13 protein-coding genes and 1 tRNA gene are annotated in these 11,430 nt (G+C 67.5%); 6 read left to right on the top strand and 8 right to left on the bottom strand.

Annotated elements, in window-relative coordinates; translation table 11 throughout:
- Nucleotides 1-20: 20 nt before the first annotated feature.
- On the bottom strand, nucleotides 21-803 hold the full coding sequence (gene otsB, locus ACIQK7_RS09275; protein WP_403023670.1) for a trehalose-phosphatase: 783 nt from the start codon (nucleotides 801-803) through the stop codon (nucleotides 21-23).
- Nucleotides 800-2,284 carry a trehalose-6-phosphate synthase gene (locus ACIQK7_RS09270; protein WP_403023667.1) on the bottom strand — a complete coding sequence of 495 codons (1,485 nt, stop codon included), beginning with the start codon at nucleotides 2,282-2,284 and terminating at the stop codon, nucleotides 800-802. Before ACIQK7_RS09270 ends, otsB begins: the two co-directional genes overlap by 4 nt.
- A 158-nt stretch (nucleotides 2,285-2,442) precedes the next feature.
- On the opposite strand from ACIQK7_RS09270, the gene ACIQK7_RS09265 reads away from it, so the two are divergent.
- From ACIQK7_RS09265 to ACIQK7_RS09255, 3 genes are all read left to right on the top strand, one after another.
- Nucleotides 2,443-2,631, top strand: a complete 189-nt coding sequence (locus ACIQK7_RS09265) for a hypothetical protein (protein WP_403023664.1) — start codon at nucleotides 2,443-2,445, stop codon at nucleotides 2,629-2,631.
- Nucleotides 2,628-3,611 (top strand): aldo/keto reductase, encoded by a 984-nt coding sequence (locus ACIQK7_RS09260; RefSeq protein WP_403023661.1) that lies wholly within the window; start codon nucleotides 2,628-2,630, stop codon nucleotides 3,609-3,611. Before ACIQK7_RS09265 ends, ACIQK7_RS09260 begins: the two co-directional genes overlap by 4 nt.
- A gap of 95 nt (nucleotides 3,612-3,706) precedes the next feature.
- Nucleotides 3,707-4,291 carry a flavin reductase family protein gene (locus tag ACIQK7_RS09255; RefSeq protein ID WP_403023658.1) on the top strand — a complete coding sequence of 195 codons (585 nt, stop codon included), beginning with the start codon at nucleotides 3,707-3,709 and terminating at the stop codon, nucleotides 4,289-4,291.
- A gap of 50 nt (nucleotides 4,292-4,341) precedes the next feature.
- On the opposite strand, the gene ACIQK7_RS09250 is transcribed toward ACIQK7_RS09255, so the two are convergent.
- A tRNA-Lys gene (locus ACIQK7_RS09250) sits at nucleotides 4,342-4,417 on the bottom strand.
- A 101-nt stretch (nucleotides 4,418-4,518) separates the two neighbouring features.
- Between ACIQK7_RS09250 and bcp the strand changes: the two genes are divergently transcribed.
- Nucleotides 4,519-4,989 carry a thioredoxin-dependent thiol peroxidase gene (bcp, locus tag ACIQK7_RS09245; protein ID WP_403023655.1) on the top strand — a complete coding sequence of 157 codons (471 nt, stop codon included), beginning with the start codon at nucleotides 4,519-4,521 and terminating at the stop codon, nucleotides 4,987-4,989.
- Between the two features lie 29 nt (nucleotides 4,990-5,018).
- Here the strand turns inward: bcp and ACIQK7_RS09240 are convergent, their stop codons facing one another.
- Nucleotides 5,019-5,411 carry a hypothetical protein gene (locus ACIQK7_RS09240; protein ID WP_403023652.1) on the bottom strand — a complete coding sequence of 131 codons (393 nt, stop codon included), beginning with the start codon at nucleotides 5,409-5,411 and terminating at the stop codon, nucleotides 5,019-5,021.
- A 231-nt stretch (nucleotides 5,412-5,642) separates the two neighbouring features.
- Between ACIQK7_RS09240 and ACIQK7_RS09235 the strand changes: the two genes are divergently transcribed.
- On the top strand, nucleotides 5,643-5,891 hold the full coding sequence (locus ACIQK7_RS09235) for a WhiB family transcriptional regulator (RefSeq protein ID WP_147720661.1): 249 nt from the start codon (nucleotides 5,643-5,645) through the stop codon (nucleotides 5,889-5,891).
- A gap of 65 nt (nucleotides 5,892-5,956) precedes the next feature.
- On the opposite strand, the gene ACIQK7_RS09230 is transcribed toward ACIQK7_RS09235, so the two are convergent.
- The 4 genes from ACIQK7_RS09230 to ACIQK7_RS09215 are packed head-to-tail and all read right to left on the bottom strand — an operon-like array spanning nucleotide 5,957 to nucleotide 10,830.
- Nucleotides 5,957-7,450: a sensor histidine kinase gene (locus ACIQK7_RS09230; protein ID WP_403023648.1), complete on the bottom strand. Its 1,494-nt coding sequence runs from the start codon at nucleotides 7,448-7,450 to the stop codon at nucleotides 5,957-5,959.
- A 4-nt stretch (nucleotides 7,451-7,454) separates the two neighbouring features.
- Nucleotides 7,455-8,672 (bottom strand): DUF6716 putative glycosyltransferase, encoded by a 1,218-nt coding sequence (locus ACIQK7_RS09225; protein ID WP_403023645.1) that lies wholly within the window; start codon nucleotides 8,670-8,672, stop codon nucleotides 7,455-7,457.
- A gap of 11 nt (nucleotides 8,673-8,683) precedes the next feature.
- A complete protein-coding gene (locus tag ACIQK7_RS09220) occupies nucleotides 8,684-9,607 on the bottom strand; it encodes an N-acetylneuraminate synthase family protein (protein WP_403023642.1) in 924 nt (307 codons plus the stop codon).
- Nucleotides 9,604-10,830, bottom strand: a complete 1,227-nt coding sequence (locus ACIQK7_RS09215) for a cytidylyltransferase domain-containing protein (RefSeq protein WP_403023641.1) — start codon at nucleotides 10,828-10,830, stop codon at nucleotides 9,604-9,606. Before ACIQK7_RS09215 ends, ACIQK7_RS09220 begins: the two co-directional genes overlap by 4 nt.
- 65 nt (nucleotides 10,831-10,895) lie before the next feature.
- Here ACIQK7_RS09215 and ACIQK7_RS09210 point away from each other — a divergent pair, with 65 nt between their 5' ends.
- Nucleotides 10,896-11,414: a hypothetical protein gene (locus tag ACIQK7_RS09210; RefSeq protein WP_403023638.1), complete on the top strand. Its 519-nt coding sequence runs from the start codon at nucleotides 10,896-10,898 to the stop codon at nucleotides 11,412-11,414.
- Nucleotides 11,415-11,430 lie beyond the last annotated feature (16 nt).

The following is an 11,430-nucleotide window of genomic DNA, read 5'->3' as shown; positions in this document are numbered from 1 at the left end:
CCAACGCTGAGAATTCCGATTCAGGCATATTTTGCGGAGCGAATCTGCGCGAGTCGCTGCAGCACGCGGGCGACATCCTGCGGCGCCGGCACCCTGTGACGGGCGGAGGTCTCACCGTCTCCGCATTTGAGGGAGAGGTCTGCCTCGCCGAGGGCCCGGAAGCCGTCTTCGTCGGTGACATCGTCGCCCACGAAGACCACCGCCGTGGCGTGGCTGAACTCGCGCAACATGCGCACGGCATCGCCCTTCGTGGTGGAGCGCACCGAGAACTCGAGCACGTTGTTGCCGTGTCGTTCCGTGATGGCCGGCAACTCGGCCACGACGAGCTCGTGTGCCTGCGCCTGGGCGGACGCCGCGACATCCGCCGACGCAGCCCGGCTGTGTAGCGCGAACCCAGCCGGTTTCACCTCGACCCAGGTGCCCGGATGCTGCTCCGAGACGCCCTCGAGCAGTCGCCGCAATTCGATGACCGCCGCGCGCTCCTCCTCCGTCAGCTCGACGCCGGGCGCCGCATCGAGACGAGTCTCGACCCCGTGCGAGCCGCTCAGCAGCGCCGCCTCGGGCGGGGACGCGACCTCGATCAGGCTCTCAAGCGCGCGACCCGAGATGTAGGCGACGCGCGTGTCGGGCAGCTCGACGAGCTGGGCGACGGCACGTGCCGCTTCGGGGAGCGCCCTGGCATCCTCCGGCCGGTCGACAAGCGGGGCCAGCGTGCCATCGAAGTCGAGGGCGACCAGCAGCCGCGGGGTCGCGGCGATCTCGTGCAGCGCGGCATCCAGTTCCGGCGCGATGTCCTGCGTCACGAGGAGGCCTTGCGTCCGTTCGCCGTGAGCACCTCGAGGAATGCCGACGACCATTTCGCCACGTCGTTGTCGAACACGCGCCTGCGCATGGCACGCATGCGCGTGCGGCGTTCCGAGCGGGGCATCTGCACCGCTCGCATGATCGAGTCCTTCAGGCCGTCGATATCGTGCGGATTGATGAGCAGCGCGCGCTTGAGCTCATCCGAGGCGCCAGCGAACTCGCTCAGCACGAGCACCCCGTCTTCGTCGAAGCGGGTCGCCGCATACTCCTTCGCAACGAGGTTCATGCCATCGCGCAGGGCCGTCACGAGCATGACGTCGGCCGCAAGGTAGAGCGCGATCATCTCCTCGCGCGGGTAACTCGTGTGGTGGTAGCTGATGGGCGCGTGGCCGATCGTGCCATGGTCGCCGTTGATGCGACCCACCATGAGTTCGATCTCGTCGCGAAGCTGCCGGTAGGCATCGACCCGCTCGCGGCTCGGGCTCGCGACCTGCACGAGCGTCACCTCCTCGACGGGCACCTTGCCCTCCGCCACGAGCTCGCCGAATGCCTTGAGTCGGTGGCCGATGCCCTTCGTGTAGTCGAGGCGGTCGACGCCGAGGATGACCGTCTTCGGATTGCCGAGTTCCTCACGGATCTCTCGCGCACGCTCCTGAATCTCTGGCCTGCGAGCCAGCTCCTCGAAGTCACTCGCGTCGATCGAGATCGGGAACTGCCGCGCGATGACCGTGCGGAACGGCTTACCGCCCTTGATCGGGCCGTGCGCGCGCACCCCCTGCGACTCGTCGATGAGCGGCACATCGATCGTCGTGCCGCGGGTCGGGAAACCCTTCAGCCGGCGCACCGCGCGAGAGAAGTTGTTGGCGTCGGCGAGCCTCTGGAACCCGATGACGTCGGCACCCAGGAGGCCTTCGATGATCTGCGTGCGCCACGGGAGCTGCGAGTAGATGCCGTAGGGCGGGAACGGGATGTGGTTGAAGAATCCGATCGTCAGGTCGGGCCTCGTCTCGCGAAGCATCTTCGGCACGAGCTGCAACTGGTAGTCCTGCACCCACACCACCGCGTCCTGCGCGCTCGCGGCGGCAGCGGCATCCGCGAACCGCTGGTTGACCCGCACGTAGGCGTCCCACCACTCCCGGTGGTACTGCGGATGCGAGATCACGTCATGGTAGAGCGGCCACAGCGTGTCGTTCGAGAAGCCCTCGTAGTAGTCCCTCACCTCCTCGACAGAGAGCGGCACCGGCACGATGTGGATGCCGTCACTGTCGAAGGGCTCGATGTCGAGGTCCGGCAGGCCGGCCCACCCGACCCAGGCCCCGTCGTTGCGGCGCATGACGGGCTCGAGCGCCGTCACGAGGCCGCCGGGAGAATGGCTCCAGTAGGCGGAGCCGTCGGGCTCGACGACCCGGTCGACGGGGAGACGGTTCGAAACGACGACGAAGGAATGCAGTTCGGTCTCGGCGGCATCTGGGGCAGTCATGAAGGCGTGCTCCGTGTCTGTAGCTGGCCCCTCGAAACGGGAGCCGGGATGGTGGGAAGGGGATCCCAGAGGCCAGATTACCCCCAAGCGCGGGGCAGAGGACTGGGCGTCTCCCCCACGCCGGGGTAGCGTGGGCAGCGACGAGAACGGGAGTCTCAATGCGCAAATTCATCTTCAGCGGCAGCGTGCTCTCCGCCGTCTTCGGCGGAATGGGCGCGGTGCGCACGACCCTCAATGGACCGCGCGACTGGCGCCTCATCCTCATGTGGGTCAGTTGGGCGTGCGCCGTCGGGATCGCCGTTGGCACGGTGATCAAGAACACGGAGACCCACGAGCTCGAGCGGTGAGCCCGGCGCTCCACCTGAACCCCGTCGGCTATGGTGCGATGTCGCTCGGGGGTTCCTACGGCCCGATCGACGAGGCATCCGCCCAGCGCCTGCTCGCCGCGGTCGTGGATGCCGGTGTGCGCCACCTCGACACGGCCAACATCTACGGCGATGGCTCCAGCGAGGAGATCATCGGGCGATTCCTGCACGGACGCCCGCGCGATGCGGTCTTCCTCGCATCGAAGACCGGGCTCTCAATGGGGGCGGGCGTCGGCACGCGCAGCATCAGCGGGCGCCCCGAGACGATCCGAGCCAACATCGACGAATCGCTGAGCCGCCTCGGCGTCGACCACCTCGACCTCTACTACCAGCACCGCATCGATCCGGGGGTGCCGGTTGAGGAGACCGTCGGCGCCTTCGCGGAGCTGGTGGCCGCTGGCAAGATTCATCACATCGGCCTGTCGGAGGCCACGGGGGATGAATTGCGGCGAGCGCACGCGGTGCACCCCATCGCCGCCGTGCAGTCCGAGTGGAGCATCCTCAGCCGCGACGTCGAGGTGCACGTCGTGCCGACCGCCGCCGAACTTGGCATCACGGTCGTGCCCTACTCCCCCGTCTCGCGCGGCCTCCTCACCGACGCCTTCGATGCGGATGTCGCGGCGCACGACATGCGCAAGGCGTTCCCGCGGTTCCGTCCCGAGAACCTGCCGCACAACCGGGCGCTCGCCGAGGAGGTGCGGGCTGTCGCACGGCGACTCGGTGCCGCGACGGAGCAGGTCGCGATCGCCTGGCTGCTCGCGAAGGCACGGGAGTTCGGGGCATCCGTCTCGGTCATTCCGGGCACACGGAGCATCGAACACCTGCGCAGCAACCTCGGCGCAGGAAGCCTCGAACTCAGCGCCGACGACCTGGCAGTCCTCGATGGCATCGCTGCCCGGGTCGCTGGAGCGCGCACGGCCACTCCGTCCTGGGTGTCAGGCGGGCGCGAGGGCCTCCTCTGACGCCAGCGCGGGAATGTCACACAGCGCAACACCGTTCATCACATCCAGGTGCCCGCGACAGACTGGGGGCAGACACCTCGACTGGAGAACGCTTCATGACGCACCACGCGACCAGAACCCACGCGACGCCCTCGCAGCACGCTGTCGCACGCATCAGCGACGCACGGCACGAGAATTCTGCCGCCGACGGCCTCAGCGCTGAGGAGTTCAAGGCCGTCTTCCGCAACCACCCCGCGGGCGTTGCCGTCATCACGGCGGATGCCGGTGACGGGCCGGTCGGGCTGACCGCGACATCCGTCTTCTCCGTCAGCGTCGAGCCGCCCCTCCTCGTCTTCTCGGTGTCATCGCTCTCGTCGGCAACGCCCACGATCCTCAAGGCCGAAACGCTCGTCGTGCACCTCCTCGGTGCCGAGCAGCTTGGCCTCGCAACGCTTTGCTCCACGAGCGGAATCGACCGCTTCGCCGACCCGAGCCGCTGGAGTCGCCTCATCACGGGCGAGCCCTACTACGTGGGCACCGACAGCTGGATCCGCGGCCGCGTGGTCGAGCGCATGGAGGCCGGCAACTCGACCGTCATCGCGGTGCACGCGCTGCAGTCCTACGCGGCCGAGGAGCCGTCGGCGCCCCTCGTCTACCACAACCGCACGTGGCACGCGCTTGGAGAACAGACGACGATCTGACGCCCACTCAAACGAAGAAGCCCCGCACTCTGAGAGTGCGGGGCTTTTCTTGGTACACCCCCCGGGACTTGAACCCGGAACCCACTGATTAAGAGTCAGTTGCTCTGCCAATTGAGCTAGAGGTGCTCGGTGTCGAAGCTGACTTCGGCGCCGAGGAACAAGATTAGCATGGGTTTGGGGCGCATCTGAAACCGGCCCTCAACCCCGTTGATCTTCCTAGGAGAACCATGCCTGAGACCCTGCTCGCCGTCGGCGACACCGCCCCCGCGTTCACCCTCCCCGACCAGGACGGCACCCAGGTTTCGCTCTCCGACTTCGCCGGCCGCAAGGTCATCCTGTACTTCTACCCCGCGGCGAGCACCCCCGGCTGCACCACGCAGGCGTGCGACTTCCGCGACAGCCTCGAGCCGCTGGCATCCGGCGGGTATGTCGTGCTCGGCGTCTCGAAGGACCAGCCGGAGAAGCTGCGCAAGTTCAAGGATGCGGAAGGGCTCACCTTCCCACTGCTGAGTGACCCAGAGCTCGAGGTGCACAAGGCCTATGGCGCCTGGGGCGACAAGCAGAACTACGGCAAGACCATCCAGGGCACGATCCGCTCGACCTTCGTGATCGGCGAGGTCGGGGAGATCGAGCACGCCCTGCGCAACGTCAAGGCGACGGGGCACGTGCAGCGCGTGCGCAAGCTCCTCGGCGTCTAGGAGCGAAGAGTCGACGGATGCCGCGGGGCTCAGTCCCTGCGCGCCGTCGCCTCGATCACCGATTTGGTGAACGTCAGCAGGATTGCGATGAGCGAGGGCACGAGGAGTGCCCAGCCGAGGTCGGGCCGCGCCGTCTCTCCCTGGAAGAGACCGACGGCGACGGCGATCTGCATCAACTGCCAGACAACAATGCCTGCGCGGGACCACGGTGCGCCGCGCAGCAGGTTCACGGTCAGGGCGGCGAGCCACGCGGTCGCGACGAGCGCGAGCACGAGGAGCGCGATCGCGGAGGGGTATGAGACGGGCACCTCGACGATCAGTTCGATCATGAGGAAGACCGAGGCGGCCGCGAGGAGCAAGAACTCGAGGGACAGGATGAAGGCCAGGAGCAGGAGGGCCGGGCTGCGTCGCGGAGCGTTCATCTGGCGTTCATCGCCTAGCACATCCATATTTCGCTCCGTGTTCACAGTGTTTCCTTAGGGAAAAAATCGTTGATCTTCGACACGCGGTATGAGAGTCTATTGGAGGCAAATTCAGCCCTCACAAAGCCGTGAGCAGTTGCCGAGAAACCCAACGAATCCTTTCACCGAGGTTTTTCTGTATCCCTGCGCGACCTTGTGAATGGGTCGCGCTCACCTAAGGAGCACTACTCAATGGATTGGCGCGATAACGCCGCATGTCTCACGGCTGACCCGGAACTCTTCTTCCCCGTCGGCAATACAGGCCCCGCGGTTGACCAGATCGAGAAGGCAAAGGCGGTGTGCGCTCGCTGCAGCGTCACCGAGATGTGCCTTCAGTACGCCCTCGAGACCAACCAGGACTCGGGCGTCTGGGGAGGCCTGAGCGAAGACGAGCGTCGCGCCCTCAAGCGCCGCGCCGCTCGCGCCCGCCGCGCCTCCTAGCCGAACACGTCGAAAGCACCGGCCCCGCAAGGGCGCCGGTGCTTTCTCGTTGCTGCGAGCGCGGCTCAGTCCCGGTTGATCCAGCCGAGCGGGATCTCGATCGTCACCTCGGTGCCGCTGCCCATGAGTGTGTGCCAGTCGATCGTGCCGCTCAGCTCCCCCTGGATGAGGGTGCGCACAATCTGCGTGCCGAGGCCCGCCCCCACTCGCCCCTCGGGGAGTCCGCTGCCGTTGTCGCGCACCTGCACTCTCAGCGCATCCGTCGTGCGTTCGACCTCGATCTCGACCTGGCCCTCCCGATCGGCGAGGCCGTGCTCAACGGCATTCGTGACGAGCTCGGTGAGCGCGAGGGCGAGCGGCGTCGCGTAGGCGCTGGGCAGCTCGCCGAAGCTTCCCGTGAACTTCGCGGTGGCCTTCGTGCCGTGATTCGAGGCGACCTCGGCAATGAGCCGCAGCACGCGGTCGAAGACGGTGTCGAAGTTGACGCTCTGCGTGAGGCCCTCGCTGAGGGTGTCGTGCACGACGGCGATCGCCTCGACACGGCGCATTGCCTGACTGAGGGATTCGCGTGCCTCCTCGCTGTGCGAGCGGCGCGCCTGGATGCGCAGCAGGGATGCCACGGTCTGCAGGTTGTTCTTGACCCGGTGGTGGATCTCGCGGATCGTGGCATCCTTCGTGATCAGCTCGCGCTCCTGGTGTCGCAGCTCGGTCACGTCACGGCAGAGCACGATCGCCCCGACCCGCTCCCCCCGCTCCCTGATGGGGATGGCGCGGAGGGTGACTGTCACGCCGCGCGCCTCAATGTCGGTGCGCCACGGGGCGCGCCCCGTCACCACCAGCGGCAGCGACTCGTCGACGATGAGCTTGCCCGCGAGCAGCTGCGTCGTGACCTCGGCCAGCGACTCCCCCTCGAGCTCGCCCGAGAAGCCCATGCGGTTGAAGGCCGAGAGGCCATTGGGGCTCGCGAAGGTCACGGTGCCATCGACGTCGAGACGAACGAGACCATCGGATGCTCGTGGGGCGCCGCGCCGCGGACCCGCGGGTGCCGCGAGGTCCGGAAAGTCGCCGCTCGCGATCATCCGGAACAGTTCGTTCGCACACTCGTTGAAGGTAAGTTCCTGTCGGCTCGGCGTGCGCGCCTCGCTGAGGTTCGTGTGCTTGGTGATCACGGCGATCGGATGCTCGGTGGTCTCAGGCGCGTTGGCAGCGAGCCTTCGGAACACGGGCACGGCGCGCACCCGAGTCGGGGTCTCCTCAAACCAGTCCGGGGCGGAGGAGTCGACGATCTGCCCGCTCTCGAAGGCATCCGTCACCTGCTTCTTCCACTCAGGCTTGATCGGCTGGCCCACGAAGTCGCGGTAGAAGAGGGTCGCCGAGCTCGACGGGCGCGCGTGCGAGACAGCGATGAAACTGCCGTCGGCCGAGGGCACCCACAACACGATGTCGGCGAAGGCGAGATCTGCGAGCAGCTGCCAGTCGCCGATCAGCAGATGGAGCCACTCGATGTCCGCTTCGCTGAAGCGTCCCTGGGCACTGACGAGATCGGAGAGCGTCGACACCCCTCTAGGGTAGTCGGCGCGCGAGCCTGCGCCCGCGTCGCACCGCCCAGCGCGCGGGAGTGCCGACGGCAGCCGCGACGGCCCCCGACAGTGAGCGGTCATATTCCCCGAGGGCCCGGCGGCGGTCCCAGGCGAGACGGAGGGAACCGCCGACGACCCTGTCACTCGGGATGCGCAGAGGCAGTTGCCCTCGGTCACGCAGGTCAACGAGGCCCTCGAGCTGTTCGACCCAGTCGTTGTGCTCGCGGCCGTGCAGGTAGTTGTCGTGCACCCACGCGGGGTCGGCGAGAGCAAAGCGACCCGCGATGAGGTCGTCGCTGCTACCGAAGAGGCCGCTGCCCTCAAAGACGGTGTTGATGAGCGCGGGCGAGACCCCGAAGTCGTCGATGAGGAGTGCAGGGATTCCCGCTGCGACCGCCTCGACCGCCGCTGTGGAGCTCACCGTGACGAGGGCGCTCGCCCGTGCAAGGTGTGACGACATCGGTCCGTCCTCGACCACGAGGTTGGCGGGGGCAGGCGGGTCGAGTTCGGGCATCAGCGACGCGAAGTCGTGCAGCTCCGCATGGGTCTGCGGCTCCCCCTGTGCCGCGCGCACCTTGATGACGACGCGGCGCCCGGGGTGTCGACGAGCGCACTCGGCGAGCCACCCGAGCAGCAGCATCCGCTCTTCCCGTTCGCGCGGCACGATCGCCTGGGCCGCGAAGATGATGTCGCCGTCGGGGTCACCGGGCGTCGGGTCATCGGGCACGAACGGCAGGGTGGCGAGGGCGAAGCGTTGCTCGTGCCCCATGTCGCAGGTGAGTGCGGTGAAGTCGCGCACCTCGCGCCGACTGTGCAACACGATGAGGTCGGCGTGCGCCCGATAGACGATGGCCTTGCGCACGGCAGGGATGGTGATGCCGGGAAGTCCAGTCACGAACACGGGACGCCACTGCGCCCTGCGTGCCGCCCGCGCAACGACCCGCACGACGGGGCCGCGCACGGCCGCGAGCACCGCATCTGGCCCGTGCGTGTCGATCAGGCTTGGCAGCTCGTCGAGCTCGGCGACCGTGACGTCGTCAGGCGCGAAGTCGGTGTCGGCCAGCGCTGCCTCAAGCTGTCGGGCACTCGGCTGCACGGGCGAGCGCAACACGATGAGGCTGCGTCGCCAGTGGGGAGGCAGCCGTGACGCGAGGGCAGCTCCCCACTTGATGTACGAATCGGAGTCGCCGATGACGAGCATCCGCACAGGAGTCAGCCCGTCACCGCGGGAGCCGACGCGAGGGCGGCGACCCTCGCATCCGGGCTCCCCATCACGCGGCGCAACTTGGCGAGCGGCGCCAGTTCACCCGGGAAGACGCGCTTGATGCCGTCGCCCATGGCCTGCTCGATGATGCGGATGTCGCGCACGAGGTGTTCGAAGCCTTTCGGCTCGAGGGAGGCGGCGTGGTCGGAACCCCACATCGTGCGGTCCAGCGTGATGTGTCGTTCGACGACAGCCGCGCCCAAGGCGACGGCCGCAAGGGAGATCTGCAGCCCGCGCTCGTGGCCCGAGTATCCAACGGGCACGCCGGGGTACCGGCGGCGCAACGTCGCGATGACGTGCAGGTTCGCCTCCTCTGGGGGCATCGGGTAGGTCGAGGTCGCATGCAACAGCACGAGCCGCTCGCGGTCGAAGTGCGAGACGGCGTCGTCGATCTCATCGATCGTCGACATGCCAGTCGAGAGGATGATCGGCTTGCCCGTCGCGGCGAGCGCCTGCAGCAGCTCATGGTCGGTCACGGATGCTGACGCGACCTTGTGCGCAACGACACCGAGGTCCTCGAGGAACGCGACCGAAGGCACATCCCACGGAGACGCGAACCACTGGAGTCCCCGCATCGTCGCATAGTCACCGATCTCGATGTACTGTTCGCGATCGAATTCGACTCGGTGGCGATACTCGAGGTAGCTCATGGTGCCCCACGGCGTATCCCGCGCCACATCCTTCATGTGCTCGGGTGTCGAGATCTCAGGAGTGCGCTTCTGAAACTTGACGGCCTGCGCTCCCGCATCCGCTGCGACGTCGATGAGCCGCTTCGCGATCTCTACGTCGCCGTTGTGGTTGAGGCCGATCTCGGCGATCACGTAGACCGGCGCGGGTGCACCGATCGGTGTGTGGGCGATGCTGACAGTCACAGTGCCTCCAGAAGGTGATCGGATGTTGCATGCCGGATCCCTGCCGGCGGGGTGGCCGGCGGGGTGGCCGCCGCGCGGCGCTCCGCCGCGAGCAGCACGAGGTCGGCGAGTTCGCGCACGGCGCCCTCGCCGCCCCTGGTGGTGAGCACGAGTCGTGCAGCCGCGAGCACATCGGGGTGGGAATCGGCGACCGCAATGGGCCAACCGACGGATTCGAGGCATCCGAGATCGTTGACGTCGTTGCCGAGGTAGGCGACGCGGTCGGGATCGAGCCCCTTGGCGGTGATCCACTCCCATAGGGCCACCGCCTTGTCCTGCGCACCCTGAACGACGTCAACGTCGAGCTTGCGGGCACGAGCCGAGACAACGGGGTTTCGCTCGGTCGACAGGATGAGCATGGGCACGCCAGCACGGCGCAACAGGTCGACTCCCATGCCGTCGGTGCGGGTCACGGATACCCGTTCGACCCCGTCTGCCGAGATGAGCACGCTGTCGTCGGTGTGCACCCCATCGAAGTCGGTGACGACCGCATCGACATCAACGGGCGGGAGGGGGTGGTGCTCCCACATGGGCGCGATCGCGCAGGCGAGTTCAAGTTCCTCCACCGTGTCGATCTCGATCGCGCCGCGCTCGTCGACGGGCACGATGCCGATCCGGCCGAAGAAGCGGTGGCGGTGGGTCACGAAACCACTCCCCCGCATGACGTAGAAGGCACCCGTCTCGCGGTACTGGGGTTGCCGCTGTTGCCGAGGGAGCCGCACCGCCGGGTCGTGATTGACACCGCGGGCGCCGTCCGGGCCGAGTGTCCAGAGGAACTCGTGCGTCTCGACCGCCGAGAACACGGCGTCGCGCACCCCGCCGGCGACCTCCGCCACGGCCGCATCCAGGTCACCGGGGTCGATGAACGGCGAGGTCGGCTGCACCAGGATCACGACCTCCGGCACCTCACCCAGTTCGTGTATGGCGTGGAGCACCGCCGACTCGGAGCTCGCGGTGTCTCCCGCAAGATCGGCTGGCCGGTCGATGACCTCGGCGCCAGCGGCGGATGCCACGCGGTCGATCTCGTCGTCGTCCGTCGTCACGATGACGCGGTCGATCCGCTCCGCTGAGAGCGCAGCGAGCACTGCGCGCGCCACAAGAGGAACACCGCCGACCTTCCGCAGGTTCTTGCCGGGGATCCCCTTGGAACCACCGCGCGCCGGTACCACTGCGACAACGGCCACAGGTCGCCTCCTCGTCTCGTTCATCGGACGCTATGCAGCGCGAGCATCCGCATCGTTGACGGCACGTGAACGACATGGGGCCAGACAGTGACACGACGGCACCGCTGCGCCAAGATGACAGCATGGACCCGACCTCGCGCAGGCCAGACCGCGCACTCATCGTCATCGCCGCGATCGTCGTCGTGCTCGTCGTTGTCGCGCTCATTGCCGTGCTGACGCGAGACCACCGCGCCGATCTCGACCCAGCGTCGCCAGAAGGCGTCGTGCAGCAGTACACGGGCGCCATGATCGATGCGGACCTCGAATCAGCCCGCGAGCTCGTCGCGGACTCGGCATTCGAACGCTGCGACTACTACAGCGACTACCAGCGCGAGCGCGAGACGCGGGTGACGCTCGAGGGCAGCACTGTGAGCGGTTCCTCCGCGGTCGTGCGCGTCGGCATCTCAACCGGCTACGACGGCGGCGTCTTCGGCAACAGCTACGTGAGCCACGACGAGTTCACCCTCGATCGGGCCGATGGCGAGTGGCTCGTCACGGGTGCGCCGTGGCAGTTCGACCCGTGCGGCCTGCGGGGTGTGCGGTGAGTGTAACGGCGCGAGG

Source organism: Salinibacterium sp. GXW1014 (assembly GCF_044769865.1).
Taxonomy (GTDB): domain Bacteria; phylum Actinomycetota; class Actinomycetes; order Actinomycetales; family Microbacteriaceae; genus Homoserinimonas.
The sequence above is the reverse complement of the archived record's forward strand: the minus strand, read 5'-3'. Positions and strand labels throughout refer to the sequence as shown.

Coding starts and splice junctions, on each gene's coding strand:
- ACIQK7_RS09270 (WP_403023667.1), bottom strand. CDS start 2,284: ATGACTGCCCCAGATGCCGCCGAGACCGAACTGCATTCCTTCGTCGTC.
- ACIQK7_RS09265 (WP_403023664.1), top strand. CDS start 2,443: ATGCGCAAATTCATCTTCAGCGGCAGCGTGCTCTCCGCCGTCTTCGGC.
- ACIQK7_RS09255 (WP_403023658.1), top strand. CDS start 3,707: ATGACGCACCACGCGACCAGAACCCACGCGACGCCCTCGCAGCACGCT.
- bcp (WP_403023655.1), top strand. CDS start 4,519: ATGCCTGAGACCCTGCTCGCCGTCGGCGACACCGCCCCCGCGTTCACC.
- ACIQK7_RS09240 (WP_403023652.1), bottom strand. CDS start 5,411: ATGAACGCTCCGCGACGCAGCCCGGCCCTCCTGCTCCTGGCCTTCATC.
- ACIQK7_RS09235 (WP_147720661.1), top strand. CDS start 5,643: ATGGATTGGCGCGATAACGCCGCATGTCTCACGGCTGACCCGGAACTC.
- ACIQK7_RS09225 (WP_403023645.1), bottom strand. CDS start 8,672: ATGCTCGTCATCGGCGACTCCGATTCGTACATCAAGTGGGGAGCTGCC.